The following is a 19,867-nucleotide window of genomic DNA, read 5'->3' as shown; positions in this document are numbered from 1 at the left end:
GCATAACGAAAAACTCCAGTACACCGTACTGGAGTTTTTCACGCTGGCGATGCAAGCTTACACAGCCAGTTGATTTACTTTTTTCGTCAATCTGGATTTTCTGCGGTTCGCTTCGTTTTTATGAATGAGCCCTTTGGAAGCAGCTTTATCCAATTTCTTCACAGCTGCAACCAGTGCAGATTTCGCAGTCTCAGCATCATTGCTCGCGATTGCGGTATCTACTGCCTTCAGGGATGTACGAAGAGAAGATTTAAGAGAAGCGTTATGCAAACGACGCTTTTCGCTGGATTTCACTCTTTTAATAGCAGATTTAATGTTAGGCATTCTATTCACCTCCTACCAGTCTTTCCACTTGTATGCTTGCAGTTGCATGTGACCATAACAACCGACCCGAGAGTGCCAAATAAGGCATTTCTCCACAACTTTAAATATTCTATCATGCAATTTCCGAAAATGCAATAAAGGATTGAGGGCTGTATACTTCCCTGCAAATGGAGGGAGCATAAGGCAAAACAGGGCTTGCCTAAGGGAGGAAATCACAAGATGGATGAAGATCTGCGATTGTATGAGGTACGCACGGACCTGGCGGTAGAAGCAAGAGAAATGGTATCGGATGAAGTCAATGGACAGATTCCGGGTGTCGATATGAAAGTTGATGAAGAGGGAGAAATTACGGTGACCTCCATTCATGTTATCAATGAAGAGGGGGCACAGTCGCTCGGCAAAATGCCGGGACGATATGTCACGCTCGAAGTCCCCGGGCTTCGACACCATGACACGGCTTTGCTGGACAAGGTGGCAACGAAATTTGCCCAGGTGTTTGAACAGTTTTTGGCCGACACGCCTGTTCCAGAAGAGGCGAGTGTGCTGATTATCGGGCTTGGCAACTGGAATGTCACCCCGGATGCACTGGGACCCATTGTCGTTGAAAATGTCCTGATTACCCGTCACTATTTTGAATTGATGCCGGATCAGGTCAGACCAGGGTACCGGCAGGTCAGTGCGGTGGCGCCCGGTGTACTGGGCACGACGGGGATCGAAACGAGCGAGATTGTACACGGCATCGTCCAAAACTCAAAACCCGATCTCATTATTGCCATCGATGCGCTCGCTTCCAGAGCGATCGAGCGGGTCAATACGACGATTCAGATTGCGGATACCGGCATTCATCCCGGGTCCGGCATCGGAAACAAGCGTAAGGGGATTACGCGGGAAGCGCTAGGGGTACCAGTGATTGCCATCGGAGTGCCGACCGTTGTGTATGCCTCCACCATTGTCAACAACACCGTTTCCATGCTCAGCCATCATTTCCGCAGTCAGACAGGCAATACGCAAGTGATTATGGGCATGCTGCCTGAGATGCAGGAACAGGAAAGACTGGAAATGGTCAAAGAGGTGTTGAATCCGCTTGGCCATGACCTGCTGGTCACCCCGAAAGATATTGACCAGTTCATTGAGGATATCGCCAATGTGGTGGCCAGCGGCTTGAATGCCGCCTTGCATGAAGCCGTGACATCAGGCAATGTGTCGGCTTATACCCACTGATCAGATTGGATAAACGATTATCGAAGGGTTCGACTTCTTGCTGGTTGTACGGTCTGGCTGCTCTACAAGCCTGGCATTGGCAAGAGGTCGGGCATTTTTTTGTTGGATAAAGGGACGGGATTTCACTCCACTGGTTCTAATCTCTTAAATGCATTCATAGATTTGAAAAAGAGATAGAGTTGCAGCAACACTTGAACCAGAATAATGAAGGAGGAAACCGGATGAAGCCGTACCCGTCCATGAAGCCGTCCACACTTGTCATGTTTCTAAAGTTGTTTTTTTCACTTGCCGTCATTACGACGACGATCCTGCTGTTTGTCGGGATTGGAGGCATGATTCAGACGAAGATGGTCACCTCACCCATTTCATCCATGCAAGGCTTGACAGCGGAAGTAAGCAGCAAATTCTTTTTGGACATGGTGGCCCTCGAAGTTCCGGGCATGGACAAGGAAGAAGAAAGCTCTACCTTCTCTCAAAAAAATGTCTCTCATTTTCTGTTCCGATTTGTGACCAGCATCAATCCGGCAGATCCGAAAACGCTACTGGCGAGAGAGATTCCGGGACTGGATCGGGAGCAAACGATCTTGCTTCGCAAAGGAACGAATCAAAAAGAAATTGCCCTGCCCCAGGACTATACACCGTCGAGAGAAGTGGTGACGGAGGGTGTGCCTGACTTGCCGAACCTGTCTGATCCGAGTGGAACGCAGCAGGAGGGGGAGAGAGACGGGATATCCACACCGACACCTCCAAATCAGCAGGAAGGTGGAACGACTAAGGAGCCGGCCATACCGCAAAAACCGGAAGCCCAGCCGGACCCGGCACCTCCAGTCAAGCGAGCTTTCATCTATCATTCTCACAACCGGGAATCATGGGTCACCGAATTGGAAGGCGTCACAGATTTCTCCGATGCCTTTGACTCCGAAACCAACATTACGCTGGTCGGCAAGCGACTGGCGGAGAAATTGGAAGAACGGGGCGTCGGCACCGTCCATTCCGAGACGGATTATCCGGCAAAAGAGACAGGTTTCAACTATAACTTTTCCTATAAATATTCCAAAAAATCGGTGCAAGAGGCCTTTGTCACCCACCCTGATCTGGCCTACTTCTTTGATATTCACCGTGATGCCCAGAAGCGCGATCTCACAACCGCCACGATCGAGGGCGTCGATTATGCACAGGTGTATTTCATTATTGGATATAAAAATCCCAATTGGAAAGAGAACGAAACGTTTGCCAATGACATTCATGAACGTCTGGAAAGCGAGTATCCGGGCTTGTCGAGAGGCATCTACGCCAAGGATGGGAGCAGCGGGCACGGGGAATACAATCAGAGCTTCTCGCCACACAGTCTGTTGATTGAAGTAGGGGGCCCGGAGAATACGCTGGAGGAATCCTACCGAACCGCAGATATTCTGGCAGAAGTCATTGCCGATCTGTACTGGAAAGCGGAATCAGTTCAGGCCGTCGCTATGGATACAACGTCCAACTAGCTCATCGGTGACATGGATACCGTTTTCGAATGATCTGCAAGCCGAGTCTGTGCAAATCTGAGATCGTCAGGATCATTCAAGTCATGAATGAAGAAATGAATCAAGAACTGAATCAAGGCATGATTCAAGGGAGGAATGAAGGATGCGAGGATGGAGTGGAAAAGTATTGCTGGCGATGGTGTTCATTCTGCTGGGTATGTTCATAGGCATGGATGTGACAGACAGGGGCATCGAGCAAATTGCTGGGCCAGTACCCGCGCAGCCGGCGATGGAACCGTACAGATTGCCAGAAGCTCCACCTCCCGGTTGGGTCCCTCCATCTGCTGTTCCCGCTTCACCGCCTTCACCGGATTCATATGTAGATCATTCATCCAATCCGGCCCTTTACGATCCCTGGTTACCGTTGCAACCGCAGCCTTCCGACAGCCTGCTTGCCGAGAGTGCTGACAAGACAGGGAAAGTGCTGCAGAAAACGTCTCAGAAAAGTGTAGAGTGGGTCGTTTCCATCTTCGAGCGTCTGATGGATTGACATGCATTTTCCTTCGTTGAATCCTTCTCATAGTATGATATAATGAGTTGAATTTAACCTAGTGATTTTGTGTGGGGGTAACTCATGTCCGATCTACAAAAAGTTGAAACAAGACAGCAGAAAATTCGCAATTTCTCCATTATTGCACATATTGATCACGGCAAGTCCACCCTGGCTGACCGGATTCTGGAGTTTACAGGCGCCCTGACCTCCCGGGAGATGCAGGAGCAGGTGCTTGACCAGATGGATTTGGAGCGGGAGCGCGGCATTACGATCAAGTTACAAGCCGTGCGACTGAAATATAAAGCAGATGACGGCGAGGAATACATTCTGAACCTGATCGACACGCCTGGACACGTCGACTTTACTTATGAGGTTTCACGAAGCCTGGCCGCTTGTGAAGGGGCACTTCTGGTCGTGGATGCGGCACAGGGTATTGAGGCGCAGACGATGGCCAATGTGTATTTAGCCCTGGACAACAATCTAGAGATTCTTCCGGTTATTAACAAGATTGATTTGCCAAGTGCGGAGCCGGAGCGGGTAAAGACAGAAATTGAGGACATCATCGGACTGGATGCCAGCGAGGCCGTATTGGCCTCGGCCAAGGCCGGTATCGGCATCAAGGATATTCTGGAGCAGATCGTTCAGAAGGTGCCTGCGCCGAGCGGTGATCCAGCCAATCCGCTGAAAGCGTTGATCTTCGACTCCCATTACGATGCCTATAAAGGCGTCATTGTCTATGTTCGTGTCGTGGATGGATCGATCAAATCGGGCGACAAGATCAGAATGATGGCGACCGGCAAAGAATTTGAGGTCATTGAGGTCGGCGCCTTTATGCCACGCATGGGCTATGTGGACGAGCTGAGTGTTGGTGATGTTGGCTTTATTATCGCAGGCATCAAGAATGTGAAGGATACCCGGGTCGGAGATACGGTAACGTATGCCAAAAAATCGGCGACAGAGCCACTCCCGGGCTATCGCAAGATCAACCCGATGGTATATTGCGGCTTGTATCCGATCGATACCGCAGATTACAATGATTTGCGCGAAGCGCTGGAAAAACTGGAGCTGAATGACGCTTCCCTTCGCTATGAGCCGGAAACGTCTCAGGCACTTGGCTTCGGTTTCCGGTGCGGATTCCTGGGACTGCTTCATATGGAAATTATTCAGGAGCGGATTGAACGGGAATTCAATATCCCGCTGATTACGACCGCACCGAGCGTTATCTTCCGTGTGATGCAGACAAACGGTCAGTTGATCGAGATCGAGAACCCGTCCAAAATGCCGGATGTCGGGAATATTGATTACGTGGAAGAGCCTTATGTCAAAGCCTCGATCATGGTACCGAATGATTTTGTCGGACCGATCATGGAGCTGTGCCAAACCAAGCGGGGCGAATTCGTCACCATGGATTACCTGGATACGACGAGGGTGAACATCATTTATGAAATCCCGTTGTCGGAAATCGTCTATGATTTCTTCGATCAATTGAAATCCAGCACGAAAGGCTATGCGTCCTTTGACTATGAGCTGATCGGCTATCGTCAGTCCAAACTGGTGAAGATGGACATCATGCTCAATGCGGAAAAAGTAGACGCCCTTTCAGTTATTGTTCATCGGGACAGTGCGTATCAGCGCGGACGCGGCATTTGTGCCAAGCTGAAAGAACTGATTCCACGCCAAATGTTCGAGGTTCCGGTGCAGGCTTCCATCGGACAAAAAATTATCGCCCGCGAAACGATCAAGGCGATTCGGAAAAATGTGTTGGCCAAATGTTACGGCGGTGACATTTCCCGTAAACGGAAGCTTCTGGAGAAGCAGAAGGAAGGGAAAAAGCGGATGAAAATGGTGGGCAGTGTGGAGATTCCACAGGAAGCCTTCATGGCTGTTCTGAAGATCGACGAGGACTAAACGTCCGTCCACCTTATATAGCAAACAGCGGCAGATGGAAGGGATGCAGAAGGGATTCGGTGATCCCTTCTTTTTGCTTCGCACAATAGCCATCATGGGGAAAGAAAATGGAATAGAGAGAGTGGGGAAATGGAATGGAAGAGCTGCTGTTGCTGCTCAAATATGTCTTTCTTGGAACCTTGCAAGGTTTTACGGAGCCGATTCCGATCTCATCCAGTGGACATGTCGTTCTAGCTCAGGATTTGCTGGGACTGGAGATCAGAGGGCTCAGCTTTGAGACGCTGGTCAACTTTGCCTCCTTACTGGCGGTGTTGCTTATTTATCGTCAGGACCTCGTGCAGCTGACCACTGGCAGTCTCGGATATCTGACCGGGCGACAGCCGGAACGCAAAAGTGATTTTATGTTTGTTGTCTATTTGATAATCGCGACCATTCCAGCTGTCATCATCGGTTTATGGTTTGGCGATCTTATTGCCGACCAGCTTAAAGGGGTGAAGGTGATTGGCATCACCTTGCTCATTACGGGCGTAGCCCTCTGGGCCATTCGAAATCTGAAAGGCCGCAAGCTGGATCAGAACCTGAATGTGGTGGATGCCATTATCGTGGGACTGGCCCAGGCGATTGCACTTGTTCCGGGAATTAGCCGCTCCGGTGCGACCATAGTGGCAGCGATGGGACGCGGCATGAAGCAGGAAACCGCGCTGAAGTTCTCCTTCTTTCTATATATCCCGATCAGCCTTGGAAGCATGGTGCTTCAAGGTTCGGAACTGATCTCCGATCCCAAACTCGGAGAGTTGTGGCTGCCGTATCTTCTGGCCTTTATTTGCTCCCTGATCGCTTCTTATTATTCCCTGCGATGGTTTATGGGCATGATGCAGAGGGGAAATCTGAAAGCATTTGCCTATTATTGTTTTGCCGTAGGGATCGCAGTTTTGCTGTTCATGTAAGGGTGGCAGGAAAGACGACGCTCTGGGAGATGAACATGAGAAAAGGATGGGATGAAAATGACTGACCGAGAACCTGCACCCAAAGCCCTGTATGTTCATATCCCCTTTTGCATGCATAAGTGCTTTTACTGTGATTTCAACACGTATGCGCTGGAAGGACAGCCGGTAATGGATTACTTGCAGGCTATGGAGCAGGAGATGAAAAAGACGGTCGAGGAGGTGCCGCCTGGCGAGATCGAGACGATCTTCATCGGGGGAGGTACACCGACCGCTCTGAACAAGGAAGAGATGACCTATTTGCTGTCGCTGATAGACCGATATTTTCCGCAGCGTGCTCCACAGCTTGAATTTACCTCAGAAGCCAATCCGGGGACGACCGATGATGAGAAGCTCGGAATTCTGTATGAGGGTGGCGTCAATCGCATGAGCTTTGGCGTGCAAACCTTCCAGAATCAGCTGTTGAAATCTATCGGCCGCATACATGACGCCCAGGATGTGTACCGCAGTCTGGAAACAGCCAGAAAGGTCGGATTTCAAAATGTTTCGATCGACCTGATGTTCGGCTTGCCCCGGCAGACCATCGAGCATGTCCAGGAAAGCCTGGCGCGAGCGCTGGAGCTTGGTCTGACGCATTATTCGCTCTACGGCCTGAAGGTGGAGGAACGGACGTTGTTCCATACGCTCTATGAAAGAAATGAATTGCCGCTCCCTGAAGAGGAACAAGAGCTGCGCATGTATGAATGGATTATGCAGACCCTGTCCGCTGCCGGTTATCGGCAATACGAGATCAGCAATTTTGCCATCCCGGGTTATGAGAGCAGGCACAATCAGATGTACTGGCGCAACCAGCGCTATTATGGCATTGGAGCAGGGGCACATGGTTATATGGATGGAACGAGACATGTCAATGTCAAAGGCGTCAAAGCCTATATGGAAGCCGCCAGGCAAGGCTTGCCGCGACTGGAACGTTTTGCGGTATCCAGAGAGGAAGCGATGGAAGATTTCATGATGGTGGGTCTGCGGATGCTCGATGGTGTCAGACAACAGGATTTTGTGAACCAGTTCGGCTGCTCAATGGAATCGGTTTTTGGCGATGTGATCCGTCATCTATTGCAGAAGAAATGGCTCGTGGAGCAGGAAGAGGGCTATCGGATTGCAACGGATGCCATCCCGATCGGAAATGAAATATTTGCAGCCTTCGTCGGGGTATTGACGGCTGAAAAAACATCTTGATTATTTATGCTCTATACCGTATATTTATTCCTATCATGCACGGAACGTAGGTGAGACTTCATGGCAGTTCATTGCAGGAAAGCGGAATTAAATGATGTGGAAGAGCTATACCAACTGATTCAGTCTTATGCAGAACAGGGCATCATGCTGCCTCGCAGCAGAGAAATGCTGATCGCTCAGCTGGCTGATTTCGTTGTCGCTGAGGATGAGGGAAGCATGGTAGGCTGCGGGTCCCTGTGCCGATTAGGTCAGGATTTGGTAGAGATTCGCTCGCTAGGCATCAACCACAGTCATCAGGGGAAGGGGATAGGAAGCCGGATCGTCGAAGTGCTTGAAGCTGAGGCACGAAGACAAGGTATTCCCAAGCTGATGGCTCTCACATATGAAGTGAAATTTTTTGAACGAAACGGATTCAAGGTTGTAGACAAGGAGATCTTTCCCGAGAAGGTGTGGAAGGATTGCATCAACTGCAAAAAGCAGCATTGCTGTGATGAAATTGCGGTGTTGAAAAAGCTGAACTGACTTGACAACAATCAAGTCGGTTTGGTATTTTTGTATTAGCAATTAGCACTCTACAAGATTGAGTGCTAACGGATCAACCAACAGCAGCATGAAAGAAGGATCACGAGGGGGGTTAACGATGCTGACAGATAGACAGAGGATGATTCTAAACGCCATCGTCGATGATTATATCCGTTCTGCAGAACCTGTAGGCTCCAGAAGCATCTCCAAAAGAGGAGATGTCCAATACAGTCCTGCCACGATTCGAAATGAAATGTCTGATCTGGAAGAGCTGGGGTTTCTGGAACAGCCTCATACCTCTGCAGGTCGTGTGCCGTCCAACAAAGGTTATCGTTATTATGTCGATCATCTGCTTCATTATAATGATTTGTCTTTGCATGAGCTTTCTACGCTGCGCACTTTTTTTTCGGAGCGCATGAATCAAACGGAAAAAATCATCCAGCATGTTGCTTCGATTTTATCGGGTTTAACGAATTACACCTCGATTGTGCTTGGGCCGCAAATTTTGCACATGAGCCTGAAGCATATTCAGCTGGTGCCTTTGAATGAAGAAACGGCGGTGGCTATTATCGTGACCAACACCGGTCATGTAGAGAACAAACTGTTCTCCATCCCCGTTGGAATGCCCATTGGCGAATTGCAGAAATTCGTCAATATTCTCAATGCCAAGCTGAAGGATATTCCGTTTGTGAGCGTCAAAACGAAGCTGTATGAAGAAATTCATGCAGAGCTCATTCAGCATATCGGAGAGTATGAGGAGTTCATGCTCATTGTGAATCATCTGCTGGCAGAGAAAAATATCGAGGATCGCGTCTTTTTGAGCGGTGCGACCAATATTTTGACACAGCCTGAGTTCAAGGATGTCGATAAAGTAAAAACCCTGCTGGATTTGCTCGATCAGTCCGGTTCAGTCGCCAAGCTGTTTGATGCAGGCAAGGAGCAGCATTCAGGCATTCAGGTCAGAATCGGTTCAGAAAACCAGAACAAGGCGATTCATCAATGCAGCTTTATCACAGCCAGCTATTCGGTAGAAGGGCATACCCTGGGTACGATCGGAATTCTCGGTCCTACTCGTATGGAATATGGGCGTGTCATCAGCCTGCTAGATTATTTATCCAAGGATTTGGCTATATTGTTGTCCAAACACTACGGGTAAGAATTGGCGTATGAGCTTGTGGCAAAACTGTTAAGGAGGTGAAGATAGAGTGAGTGAACAGGAAGTGAAGCATAATGAAGCTGCGGAGGGTACATATACATCCTCTGCGGATGAGCAACAAACCGCTGACACCGACATGAATGCGCAGGACGAACTGCATGAGCCGGAGACAGCCGAGCAGGCTGAGGCACAGGAAGACACCGCCGACGCTAATTCGGAAGAAACAGACGCTGGCAGTGAAAACAGTCAGCTTCAAGCTGCGCTGGAAGAGCAGAAGGACCGTTATCTTCGCCTGCAAGCTGAGTTTGACAATTTCAGACGCAGATCACGCCAGGAGAAAGAAGAGACAGCCAAGTATGCTTCTTCCAAAGTGATGGAACAGCTCCTGCCGATTGTGGACAACTTCGAGCGTGCGGTGAACTCCAGCAATAGCTCTGACGATTATGATGCCCTGAAGAAGGGACTGGACATGATTCTCAGACAGCTTGGTCAGTTGATGGAGCAGGAGGGAATCAAGCCTATTGAGGCCGTAGGCCAGCCTTTCAACCCGGAATTGCATCAAGCGGTCATGCAAGTGGAATCCGAGGATCATGAAGAAGGTATCGTGGTCGAGGAACTTCAAAAAGGATACATGCTCAAGGACAAAATAATCCGACCTGCTATGGTAAAAGTGAGCAGTTAATAGGATAGATGAGTGACAAGGGCAAGACGATCATAATGCAACCAACCTGAGGAGGTAAATCGAAAGATGAGTAAAGTAATCGGGATTGACTTGGGAACCACCAACTCTTGTGTAGCCGTCATGGAGGGCGGAGAAGCTGTGGTTATCCCTAATCCGGAAGGAAACCGTACGACTCCTTCCGTCGTAGGATTCAAAAAGGACGGAGAGCGCATTGTCGGTGAGACAGCGAAGCGTCAGGCTATCACCAATCCGGACCGTACCGTTATCTCCATCAAGCGTCATATGGGTTCCAACCATAAAGAAACAATCGAAGGCAAGGACTATACGCCGCAAGAAATCTCTGCTATCATTCTTCAAAAATTGAAATCAGATGCCGAAGCTTATTTGGGCCAAACGGTTACCCAGGCGGTTATTACCGTACCAGCCTATTTCAATGACAGCCAGCGTCAAGCGACCAAGGATGCAGGGAAAATTGCCGGTCTGGAAGTGCTGCGTATTGTGAATGAGCCGACTGCAGCTGCTCTCGCTTACGGCTTCGAAAAGCAGGAAGATCAGACGATTCTGGTCTATGACCTCGGTGGCGGTACATTTGACGTGTCCATTCTGGAGCTTGGCGACGGATTTTTCGAAGTAAAAGCGACCAGTGGGGACAACACACTTGGTGGGGATGACTTTGACCAGGTGATCATCGATCATCTCGTAGCCGAGTTCAAGAAAGAGCAAGGCATTGACCTGAGCAAGGACAAGGCGGCTGTACAGCGCTTGAAAGATGCCGCGGAAAAAGCGAAGAAAGAATTGTCCGGTGTGATGACGACGACTATTTCCCTTCCGTTCATTACGGTAGCGGACGGCGTACCACAGCATCTGGAGTTGAACCTGACTCGTGCCAAATTCGAAGAGCTTTCCGAGAATCTGGTAGAGCGTACAATGGGTCCTACTCGCCAAGCGTTGAAGGATGCAGGTCTTCAGCCTTCCGAGATCGACAAAGTGGTACTGGTTGGTGGCTCCACACGGATTCCGGCTGTTCAGGAAGCGGTGAAGAAGCTGACCGGGCAAGATCCACATAAAGGAGTAAACCCGGATGAGGTTGTTGCACTTGGTGCAGCTGTTCAGGCAGGTGTCCTGACCGGTGATGTCAAGGATGTTGTTCTCTTGGACGTAACGCCTTTGTCTCTCGGTATTGAAACAGCGGGTGGCGTATCTACCAAAATGATCGAACGCAACACGACAATTCCGACCAGCAAATCGCAAATTTTCTCCACGTATGCGGACAATCAAACCAGCGTTGAGATTCATGTCTTGCAGGGAGAGCGCTCCATGGCTGCTGACAACAAAACCCTTGGACGCTTTATGCTGGGTGACATTCCACCAGCGCCAAGAGGAGTGCCTCAAATTGAGGTGACCTTCGACATCGATGCGAATGGTATCGTGAATGTATCGGCTTCAGACAAGGGCACAGGCAAGAGCCAGAAGATTACCATTACTTCTTCCAGCGGCTTGAGCGATGATGAAATCGATCAAATGATGAAGGACGCTGAAGTACATGCTGAGGAAGACCGCAAGCGCAAGGATCTCGTAGAAGCCAAAAACCAGGGAGATCAGTTGCTCTACACGGTCGACAAAACGATCAAGGATCTGGGAGACAAGGCAGACGCTGCGGAAGTAGAAAAAGCCAATGCAGGGAAAGAAGAGCTGAAGAAGGCTCTGGAAAGCGACGATCTGGAAGCCATTCAGAAAGCGACCGAATCCTTGACCGAAACCGTTCAACAGCTTTCAGTCAAGCTGTATGAGCAAATGGGTCAGGAGAATGCGGAAGGTCAGGCTGCTGAAGGCGGAGCCGAGCAGTCAGGCAAAGGCAAAGATAATGTCGTCGATGCGGATTACGAAGTAGTTGACGAAGACGAGAAAAAATAATTACAATCATAATAATCGCAAGATGTGATGAAACAAGCAGTAGAATGAAGCGGAGTCAAAGTCTGTCCACAGGCTTTGACTTTCGCTTTGTAGTCCAGATGGGAGTGGAACAATGAGCAAGCGCGACTTTTATGAAGTCCTGGGTTTGGGAAAGGATGCCTCCACAGAGGACATCAAAAAAGCCTACCGCAAGATGGCGCGCCAATACCATCCCGACGTGAATAAAGCAGCGGATGCAGAGGCGAAGTTCAAGGAAGTGAAAGAAGCCTACGACGTGCTGAGTGATGATCAGAAGCGGGCCGTATATGACCAGTACGGTCATGTTGATCCGAATCAGGGCGGCTTTGGCGGTGGTGGTTTCGAAGGAGCAGATTTCGGAGGTTTCGGGGATATCTTCGATATGTTCTTTGGCGGCGGCGGTCGCCGCAGCAATCCGAATGCGCCAAAGCGCGGAGCAGATCTGCAATATACGATGACCATTGAATTCAAGGAAGCGGTATTCGGAAAAGAAATGGACATCCAGATTCCGCGTACGGAAACCTGTGACGATTGCAGTGGTTCGGGAGCGAAGAGAGGCACCAAGCCGGAAACCTGTTCCGTATGTAAAGGAACCGGCCAGCAGGAAGTGGTACAGAATACGGCATTCGGCCGAATTGTTAATCGCCGTGTATGTTCCACCTGTAACGGTCAAGGCAAGATTGTGAAGGAGAAATGTGCGACCTGTCACGGCAGTGGCAAGCTGAAAAAACAACGCAATATTCATCTGAAAATTCCGGCTGGCGTGGACGATGGTGCACAGCTGCGCGTATCGGGAGAAGGCGAAGCTGGAACTCGCGGTGGGCCGCCGGGTGACCTCTATGTTGTAATCCGGGTGAAATCACATGAGTTCTTCGAGCGCGAAGGCGATGATATTTATTGTGAAGTACCGTTGACGTTTGCTCAGGTTGCGCTGGGCGACGAGATCGAAGTACCGACCCTCACGGGTAAGGTGAAGCTGAAGATTCCGGCTGGAACCCAAACGGGCACCTATTTCCGTCTGAAAGGGAAGGGTGTGCCGAGATTGCGCGGCTATGGTCAAGGCGATCAGCATGTGAAAGCTGTCGTCGTCACCCCGTCCAATCTCAGCGAAGAACAAAAAGAACTGCTCAAAGAATTTGCCCAGCAGAGCGGGGAACATACCCACGAGAAAAACCAGTCTTTCTTCGATCGCATGAAAAAAGCATTTCTGGGTGAATAAATTCAAACGCTGTATGACAGGATCACCTTCATGAACCGTCCGCTAACCCGGGCGGTTTTTTATTATCCCTTTTAGGCAATCTTTCCAATATACGGGACAGGGAAAATTCCAAAAAATACTGAATTCCCACTTGCTTTGGAACATTCTTCATGTTAAGCTATACATAGTTCAGTACCTTGTATTGTTAGGTACTAAGTAAAGCGACGGTGATAGCTGATGAATGTTCAATTCAAAAAAGGAGTGCTACAGCTCTGTGTGCTCGTATTGACGGCGAGCAAGGACCGCTATGGTTATGAGCTCGTAGAGGAGATTTCCAGAAAATTTGCCATTGCGGAAGGGACGATCTATCCGCTGCTGAAACGTCTGACGAGTGAAGGGATTTTCTCCACATATTTGGCCGAATCCACTGAAGGGCCTCCCCGCAAATATTATCGGCTGACAGATGATGGTCGACAGATGATGGAGGAGATGGTGAAGGAATGGAAGATGTTTTCTGAGGGTGTTACAGAGATGATAGAGGAGGGGATGCAACTTGAATAAGCACGCGTATTTGCAAGCTTTGCGCAAGCATTTGAATTCCGTTCAGAACCTGGATACGGAAGACATCATACAGGATTATGCCTTGCATTTTGATCATGCGGTCCAGGAAGGACGAGCAGAGGAAGAAGTGGCAAGGCGGCTAGGAGAGCCGCAGCAGATTGCAGCAGAAATTATGGCAGAGCTGCAAATCGATCGCGCGGAACAAAAACCAACGATGAGAAACCTGTCGAGGGCAGTGATGGCGACGGCAAGCCTCGGGGTATTCAATCTGCTAGTTGTCCTGCTTCCCTTTCTGCTCTCCCTTGTGGCAATAGGTCTCCTGTATGGCATTAGTCTGTTGCTGCTAGGTTCACCGCTGGTCTATCTGATTCAGGACGGCTTTTCGACTGAATTCGTCCTGTCGTCGTTCAACATGTTGGGCTTCATGGGGATTGGGGTCTTGCTGTTACTGGGAATGAATCGGCTAACGCGAGGCTATTATCGCTTTGGACTGCGTTACTTGCGCTGGAATATCAAGAAAACGGGGGTTGGAAAACATGAATAAAAAGAAATGGCTGAAATGGGCGGTTGTGCTCATCGGAATTGCGATCATTGGCAATGTCATCTTGTACATCACGGGGCAGTCCCCTTTTAATCTGGAGAACGTGGATGTATCCGAATCCATAGATGCAAATGAGGTCAGACATATTAACATTGACTCCAGGCTGGGCAGTGTGCAAGTCGAACAAATTGAGGGATCGAGTGTGGAGGTCACGATGACCGGGAAGGTAACGAAGAGATGGAAGGATGATTACACACTGGATCTTTCGCAAGTCGGGGGACAGCTTCAGATTCATGTCAAGCAGCAAACAGGCTTTCATTTTTTTGAATTTTACAACAATTTGGAGTTGCAGGTAGGAATACCGGAAGGGACCTATGAATCGATTCACATTGTCACCGAGGATGCACCTATCGATTTGCAGCAGGTCAAAGCTGACACCTATCGACTGCAAAGTGATACCGGACACATTGAGGCAGCTGTTCCGAGCGGGCAGGTGACAACGGTATCGGATACGGGGAAGGTTGTGCTGCAACTGGAAGAGATCATGGCACCGATTTCGATCGTGACGGACACGGGAGACATACAGGTGACAACAACCCGTATGCCAGAGGCGATTCGCACGAATCTGATCACGGACAGCGGTTCGATTGAGGTGAATTTGCCTGAACAGGTGTATCAATCTGGTCAAGGACCGTTAGTTGAACTTCAAAGCGATACGGGCGATCTTACTTTGTCATCGAAATAAGCGGCAACTGAAAACCATATGAACAGGGGGATGATGATGCTTTCAATCGCGACATTGGGCGCGCGGGATCACAAAGTGCTCATGCGCGCTACCAAGGTGTCCAAAGTATATGGATCTGGACAACGACTGCATTATGGCGTGAAAGAAACAGATTTGAACATATATGCCGGGGACTTCACCGTCATTATGGGACCATCCGGTTCAGGGAAGTCTACACTGTTGCATCTCTTGAGTGGGCTGGATCGGGTGACGACAGGTGAACTTTATTTTAAAGGACAGCGAATCGATCAACGCTCGGAGAAAGAGCTGGGTCAGTTTCGCTCTCGCAAGATGGGGTGTGTGTATCAGGCTTTCCATCTTGTACCTGACTTGACGATCCTGGAGAACATCCTGTTTCCGGCCTATATTGCCGGCATGAGAAAAGAGGCGGCTGAGAAAAAAGCGCATGCCTGTATGGTGGAGCTGGGGATCATCGGTTTGCAGCATCGATATCCTTCCCAAGTATCAGGAGGACAACAACAGCGGACTGCCATTGCCCGGGCGTTAATCAATTCGCCTGAGATCCTGTTCGCGGATGAACCTACCGGCGCTTTGAGCCAGGAGCAGGGAACACGCATCCTCGATATTTTTACGGATTTGAATCAGCAGGGACAATCGATTGTCATGGTGACGCATGATGCAAAAGCAGCTTGCAGGGCGAACCGGTTGCTGGTCGTGAAGGATGGCATGGTCGATCAGATTGTAGGATTGGGCAAATATGAGGCGAATGAGCAACAGAAGAGAGAAGCGGACATTCTCTCTATTCTCGCCAGTTCCTCGCAGAAGAGGTGCACATAAATGACGGCCGTATGGTTGTTAATCAGATCGTACATGCAAAAGCGTATCCTGCAAAACAGCTTCATGGTCATGATCCTGTTTCTCTGTGCGTTACTGTTTGTGACGGCCGTTGTGGTCATAAACAATACGGGAAAACGGTATGCGGATATACATGAACAGGTTCAGGGATCGCATCAGATTCTAAAATTGGAACAGGGTCTGCATGACCCGGAACGTACGGCTGCCTGGTGGAGTCAGCAGGAAGGAGTGATGGCAAATCGTCCGCTCCGATATCAATCCTTGAATGGTCTCACGTTCGAACAGAAGGATATTCCGAATCTGGAAGTCATGCTGATGGAAATGCCACCGCAACCTGGCCCAGTCGATCAGTTGTTGTTCGCGGACCAATCTGGGGAGAAGTCACCTGCAAAGGGGAGTATATGGATTCCCTCCTCACTGGCCATGCAGCATCATATCGAAGTCGGAGACCAGGTACAATTCAATCTGGATGACAACTCGCCCCCACTTCAAGTATCTGCCATTGTCATGGATCTTCCTTTCAGCTCCCCCTTCACTACGACAGCCAGAATATGGCTGCATGCAGAAGATTATGAAGCGATGACAGCAGCACGTTCGGTACCTGATTCCTATATGATTGCCTTGCGTTTTGAGGACACTTCGCAGATTCATACGTACTGGCAGCAGTTTGAGCAGTTTTTTGACACTCCTTATCTGGAAACGTTGATCGATGAACGCCAGCTCTCTTCCTTTTTTCTCGTGACGAATCGGATGATCGGCTTTATCATGATTGTGTTTGCAGCCATGATGTTGATCATTGCCTTGTATACCATTGGATTTACGATCTCGGATGCGATTGTTTCTGATTACCGTACGATCGGCATTGTCCGATCCCTTGGACTCACGCCCTATCAGATTGCCTCGGTATATATCTTACAGGCGGTCAGTCTGGCAGCGGCCGCATTCATACCCGGCATTGTGCTGAGTGATATACTGTCCCGTCTAATTATAGAGCGATCCTGGGTATTTCTGAAGGCAGGGGATGGCATTCTGCCGATTGATTTCTGGGGATATGCGATTGCAGTAGGGGTTTTCATGTTGCTCATGGTTGCGGGTACCGCGATGTATGCAGCCAGAAGCGCTGTTCATTTAGAGCCCGTTCAGGCCATTCAGCACGGAAGACTGAAAGGAGAGAACAAGCGTCATAGAGGGTTCAAGGGGGAAAAAGGAAATCGGTACGGCATACAGCGCTTTTGGAAACTGCCAATCTTTTTCTCCATTGGTTTGAACAGTGTGAAACAGCATCGAACGGGCTCATGGCTGGTTGTGGTCATTTCTATGATGACAACGGCGCTCCTGGTGTTTGGTTTTATCTTTATCTTCAGTCTCATTTCGATTCCTTCTACCATCGCACAGTGGGGGTATGATTCATCGGATATTTCCATGACAGTGGAAGAGTCTTCATCCATGTCCTCCAAGGAGTGGCTGCAGCACATGCAGCAGGATGAGCGGGTTCGCAACGTCAGTCGGATTGCTGAGTTGAACGGGGTGTTTACCGAAGGATCACAGGCAGGGACTTCATCAGTCGAAAAAAGAAATGTACGCATCTCAATTATGGCTGTTGACGGGCATTTAGCTGATATGGGGATGGTAAATCTGACAGGAAGACACCCGCGGAAGGCAAATGAATTGACCATTGGGGTCAATGCGGCCAAAACGATGAACAAGCAGATCGGAGATACCGTTGATTTGTATATAAAGGGGCAAAGGCAAACCTATATGATTACAGGGACGTACCAGGCGATAGCCAATCTGTCTTATTCTGCTCGTATGACGGCAGCATCCGTCGAGTCACAGGTAACGGATTCGGATTGGCAAACCTTCCTGATCAATCTGAAAGAAGAATCGGCTGTGCCTGCCTTTATTGACGAAATGAAAGCAACATACGGTGACCAAATCTGGATGGCGTCGCAGGAGGATTTGGTGGACGAATTATTTGCCCAGGCAGTGGTCATTTTTATCCTCCCCGTTCTGTTTATCATCGGTCTGTTCTTCTTCATCACTTTTGCGCTTGTGTACGGGATGTATCGAATTGCCATGAAAAAAAACAGCAGGCGATTTGGCATATACAAGACGCTGGGGATTTCCTCCGCACAGATTAGAAGCGGATATGTATGCAAGGTTGTTATCCTGTCTGGAATAGGTTCGGCGATCGGTGTGGGATCAGGTGCTATCGGTTTGCCCAAGCTGATCCAGGTGGTGCTGCACGATTACGGGATTGTACAAATGCCGCTGTTGTATCATTGGGTCGGAATTGGACTGCTTTTGCCCACCGCCGCTGCATGTGCGGGTTTAGGCGCATGGATGGCCTCCGGTACCGTTGAAAAGGGTTCACCAGGGAGCCTGATTGCGGAAGGATGACCCGTTTTACCAACTTTTCATAAAATCGGGACTAATGGACTATGTGTGTATATTCGCACATGGTCTTTTTTTTATATATTTGCCCATAAGGGCCATATAGCGTGTACCTGTTAGCTGAAAGATTTTACTTTTCATGCCTGCGTAAGTCAAAATTCGAGAAAAAGGGACTAAATTATTAAAATTGTAAAAGACATTTTTCGCTATTTACATTCATTATCAGATCGAATAGAATGCTAAAGGAAGATGATAGAAAAGACAAAATACATAAAAAATATACAAAATACATTTCACTTTCCATTTCACACGGAGTTAGCTGCATCGCACATCCAGTGAAGGGAGGTTGGACGAATATGAAACAGGCAGCTTTCCTGTTTCCCGGACAAGGGTCGCAATATGTCGGGATGGGAAAGGCATTTTGGGACCAGGATACGAATGCGAGACGAAGATTTGAAGAGGCGAACGATCTACTGGGCTTTGATTTGCAAAGCTTATGCTTGGAAGGAAGTGTAGAGAGGCTCAATCAGACACAATATGCACAAACCGCCATCTTTACTGTCAGCGTGATGGCCTATGAGCATTATACACAAAGGCACGAATGGCAGCCAGCTTTTATGGCCGGTCACAGCTTGGGCGAATATACGGCGATCTCCTGCAGCGGTGCGTTACCATTTGCTGACGCCATCAGGCTGGTGAGGCAACGCGGGATCTTGATGGAAGAGGCCAGTCTGAATGGGTCTGGTATCATGGTGGCCGTGACCGGGGCAAGTCAGCAGGAATTAGAAGAATGGTGCAGGAAGGTGTCAACGTCTGTTCAGCCAGTTGGCATCGCTTGTCACAATTCAGACCAGCAGTGTGTACTGTCCGGACACCCCGATGCGATGAGGCTTGTCATGGACAAGCTGGAGCAGCTCGGGTGCAAAACGTATCGACTCCCCGTGAGCGGTCCCTTTCACAGCCCACTCATGCAGCAGGCAGCTGACAAGATGAGAACTCTGCTCGATCAGACGGAATTTTTACCCTTCCAATACCCGGTTTTATCCAATGTGACAGCAGAGCCCTATCCGCGGCACAAAGCGGATATCGTGGAGCATCTGGTCAGGCAGATGGTACAGCCTGTTAAATGGCGGGATACCATGCATTATTTGCAGGCTCAGGGTATTGAGCGTGTTCAGGAATTAGGACCTGGAAAGGTATTGAGCCGACTTTTCAGCAGAGCGATCCCGGCTATTCAAGCTTTTTCCTATGAACAGCCATCATCTCCGATATCTTCGACATCTCCTAAAACATCAACGACATCTCCTAAAACTTCGGCATCAACGATATCTTCGACAACATCGACAATTTCTGTACAACCCATCGCCAGCAAGATCGAATATTGTTATATGAAAGCAGTAGTCACGCCTAACCGATGTGAATTACCGGATCAACAATCCGCCACCATTTTTCATTTGTGTGCGCAACTGAGGTTAATGCTTGAACAGATCGATCAGGGACAGTTGCTTCCTTCTCTTGCCCAAGTTGAGCAAGCAATGGAGCTGCTGGAAACCGTATTGATCACCAAAAATGCCACTCCTGAGGAACGGAACCAGGCATTAAGCAATCTGAGGTAGGAGGAACGAT

General features: G+C 49.2%; 18 protein-coding genes. 17 read left to right on the top strand and 1 reads right to left on the bottom strand.

Features of this window, described 5'->3' with window-relative positions; all coding sequences use genetic code 11:
* Nucleotides 1–57: 57 nt before the first annotated feature.
* Nucleotides 58–324, bottom strand: coding sequence for a 30S ribosomal protein S20 (gene rpsT, locus ACFSUC_RS08240; protein WP_379929068.1), 267 nt, complete (start codon nucleotides 322–324; stop codon nucleotides 58–60).
* Between the two features lie 219 nt (nucleotides 325–543).
* Here rpsT and gpr point away from each other — a divergent pair, with 219 nt between their 5' ends.
* The 17 genes from gpr to fabD all read left to right on the top strand — a co-directional run bounded on the left by gpr (nucleotide 544) and on the right by fabD (nucleotide 19,857).
* Nucleotides 544–1,545 carry a GPR endopeptidase gene (gene gpr / locus ACFSUC_RS08235; protein WP_379929067.1) on the top strand — a complete coding sequence of 334 codons (1,002 nt, stop codon included), beginning with the start codon at nucleotides 544–546 and terminating at the stop codon, nucleotides 1,543–1,545.
* A gap of 221 nt (nucleotides 1,546–1,766) precedes the next feature.
* Nucleotides 1,767–3,035, top strand: a complete 1,269-nt coding sequence (spoIIP, locus tag ACFSUC_RS08230) for a stage II sporulation protein P (RefSeq protein WP_379929066.1) — start codon at nucleotides 1,767–1,769, stop codon at nucleotides 3,033–3,035.
* Nucleotides 3,036–3,177: 142 nt separating this feature from the next.
* The gene (locus tag ACFSUC_RS08225; RefSeq protein ID WP_379929065.1) at nucleotides 3,178–3,564 is read left to right on the top strand and encodes a hypothetical protein; all 387 of its coding nucleotides are present in this window, start codon (nucleotides 3,178–3,180) and stop codon (nucleotides 3,562–3,564) included.
* A gap of 84 nt (nucleotides 3,565–3,648) precedes the next feature.
* Nucleotides 3,649–5,475, top strand: coding sequence for a translation elongation factor 4 (lepA, locus tag ACFSUC_RS08220; protein ID WP_379929064.1), 1,827 nt, complete (start codon nucleotides 3,649–3,651; stop codon nucleotides 5,473–5,475).
* Nucleotides 5,476–5,609: 134 nt separating this feature from the next.
* Nucleotides 5,610–6,422, top strand: a complete 813-nt coding sequence (locus ACFSUC_RS08215) for an undecaprenyl-diphosphate phosphatase (RefSeq protein ID WP_379929063.1) — start codon at nucleotides 5,610–5,612, stop codon at nucleotides 6,420–6,422.
* Between the two features lie 57 nt (nucleotides 6,423–6,479).
* Nucleotides 6,480–7,655, top strand: coding sequence for a radical SAM family heme chaperone HemW (gene hemW, locus ACFSUC_RS08210; RefSeq protein WP_379929062.1), 1,176 nt, complete (start codon nucleotides 6,480–6,482; stop codon nucleotides 7,653–7,655).
* Nucleotides 7,656–7,715: 60 nt separating this feature from the next.
* A complete protein-coding gene (locus ACFSUC_RS08205) occupies nucleotides 7,716–8,177 on the top strand; it encodes an N-acetyltransferase (RefSeq protein ID WP_379929061.1) in 462 nt (153 codons plus the stop codon).
* Nucleotides 8,178–8,295: 118 nt separating this feature from the next.
* Nucleotides 8,296–9,333, top strand: a complete 1,038-nt coding sequence (hrcA, locus tag ACFSUC_RS08200) for a heat-inducible transcriptional repressor HrcA (RefSeq protein WP_379929060.1) — start codon at nucleotides 8,296–8,298, stop codon at nucleotides 9,331–9,333.
* 49 nt (nucleotides 9,334–9,382) lie between these two features.
* On the top strand, nucleotides 9,383–10,015 hold the full coding sequence (gene grpE, locus ACFSUC_RS08195) for a nucleotide exchange factor GrpE (protein ID WP_379929059.1): 633 nt from the start codon (nucleotides 9,383–9,385) through the stop codon (nucleotides 10,013–10,015).
* A gap of 66 nt (nucleotides 10,016–10,081) precedes the next feature.
* The gene (dnaK, locus tag ACFSUC_RS08190) at nucleotides 10,082–11,929 is read left to right on the top strand and encodes a molecular chaperone DnaK (RefSeq protein WP_379929058.1); all 1,848 of its coding nucleotides are present in this window, start codon (nucleotides 10,082–10,084) and stop codon (nucleotides 11,927–11,929) included.
* A gap of 112 nt (nucleotides 11,930–12,041) precedes the next feature.
* Entirely contained in the window at nucleotides 12,042–13,166 is a 1,125-nt protein-coding gene (gene dnaJ, locus ACFSUC_RS08185) for a molecular chaperone DnaJ (protein WP_379929057.1), read from the top strand.
* Between the two features lie 216 nt (nucleotides 13,167–13,382).
* Nucleotides 13,383–13,706 (top strand): PadR family transcriptional regulator, encoded by a 324-nt coding sequence (locus ACFSUC_RS08180; protein ID WP_379929056.1) that lies wholly within the window; start codon nucleotides 13,383–13,385, stop codon nucleotides 13,704–13,706.
* A complete protein-coding gene (locus ACFSUC_RS08175; RefSeq protein WP_379929055.1) occupies nucleotides 13,699–14,250 on the top strand; it encodes an HAAS signaling domain-containing protein in 552 nt (183 codons plus the stop codon). The genes ACFSUC_RS08180 and ACFSUC_RS08175 overlap by 8 nt, the downstream gene beginning before the upstream one ends.
* Complete coding sequence (locus tag ACFSUC_RS08170; RefSeq protein WP_379929054.1) at nucleotides 14,243–14,992, top strand: DUF4097 family beta strand repeat-containing protein; 750 nt, start codon at nucleotides 14,243–14,245, stop codon at nucleotides 14,990–14,992. Before ACFSUC_RS08175 ends, ACFSUC_RS08170 begins: the two co-directional genes overlap by 8 nt.
* 30 nt (nucleotides 14,993–15,022) lie before the next feature.
* Entirely contained in the window at nucleotides 15,023–15,829 is an 807-nt protein-coding gene (locus tag ACFSUC_RS08165; RefSeq protein ID WP_379929053.1) for an ABC transporter ATP-binding protein, read from the top strand.
* The gene (locus ACFSUC_RS08160) at nucleotides 15,830–18,247 is read left to right on the top strand and encodes an ABC transporter permease (protein WP_379929052.1); all 2,418 of its coding nucleotides are present in this window, start codon (nucleotides 15,830–15,832) and stop codon (nucleotides 18,245–18,247) included. It begins immediately after the preceding gene.
* 350 nt (nucleotides 18,248–18,597) lie between these two features.
* Nucleotides 18,598–19,857: an ACP S-malonyltransferase gene (gene fabD / locus ACFSUC_RS08155; RefSeq protein ID WP_379929051.1), complete on the top strand. Its 1,260-nt coding sequence runs from the start codon at nucleotides 18,598–18,600 to the stop codon at nucleotides 19,855–19,857.
* Nucleotides 19,858–19,867: the final 10 nt, after the last annotated feature.

The sequence above is a fragment of the Marinicrinis sediminis genome (genome assembly GCF_042685085.1).
Taxonomy (GTDB): Bacteria; Bacillota; Bacilli; order Paenibacillales; family KCTC-33676; genus Marinicrinis; species Marinicrinis sediminis.
Note: the sequence above shows the minus strand (reverse complement) of the source record. Positions and strands in the feature narration are given on the sequence as shown.

Coding starts and splice junctions, on each gene's coding strand:
- ACFSUC_RS08165 (WP_379929053.1), top strand. CDS start 15,023: ATGATGATGCTTTCAATCGCGACATTGGGCGCGCGGGATCACAAAGTG.
- hrcA (WP_379929060.1), top strand. CDS start 8,296: ATGCTGACAGATAGACAGAGGATGATTCTAAACGCCATCGTCGATGAT.
- lepA (WP_379929064.1), top strand. CDS start 3,649: ATGTCCGATCTACAAAAAGTTGAAACAAGACAGCAGAAAATTCGCAAT.
- dnaK (WP_379929058.1), top strand. CDS start 10,082: ATGAGTAAAGTAATCGGGATTGACTTGGGAACCACCAACTCTTGTGTA.
- fabD (WP_379929051.1), top strand. CDS start 18,598: ATGAAACAGGCAGCTTTCCTGTTTCCCGGACAAGGGTCGCAATATGTC.
- gpr (WP_379929067.1), top strand. CDS start 544: ATGGATGAAGATCTGCGATTGTATGAGGTACGCACGGACCTGGCGGTA.
- ACFSUC_RS08160 (WP_379929052.1), top strand. CDS start 15,830: ATGACGGCCGTATGGTTGTTAATCAGATCGTACATGCAAAAGCGTATC.
- rpsT (WP_379929068.1), bottom strand. CDS start 324: ATGCCTAACATTAAATCTGCTATTAAAAGAGTGAAATCCAGCGAAAAG.
- ACFSUC_RS08170 (WP_379929054.1), top strand. CDS start 14,243: ATGAATAAAAAGAAATGGCTGAAATGGGCGGTTGTGCTCATCGGAATT.
- ACFSUC_RS08205 (WP_379929061.1), top strand. CDS start 7,716: ATGGCAGTTCATTGCAGGAAAGCGGAATTAAATGATGTGGAAGAGCTA.
- ACFSUC_RS08225 (WP_379929065.1), top strand. CDS start 3,178: ATGCGAGGATGGAGTGGAAAAGTATTGCTGGCGATGGTGTTCATTCTG.
- ACFSUC_RS08180 (WP_379929056.1), top strand. CDS start 13,383: ATGAATGTTCAATTCAAAAAAGGAGTGCTACAGCTCTGTGTGCTCGTA.
- spoIIP (WP_379929066.1), top strand. CDS start 1,767: ATGAAGCCGTACCCGTCCATGAAGCCGTCCACACTTGTCATGTTTCTA.
- hemW (WP_379929062.1), top strand. CDS start 6,480: ATGACTGACCGAGAACCTGCACCCAAAGCCCTGTATGTTCATATCCCC.
- ACFSUC_RS08215 (WP_379929063.1), top strand. CDS start 5,610: ATGGAAGAGCTGCTGTTGCTGCTCAAATATGTCTTTCTTGGAACCTTG.
- dnaJ (WP_379929057.1), top strand. CDS start 12,042: ATGAGCAAGCGCGACTTTTATGAAGTCCTGGGTTTGGGAAAGGATGCC.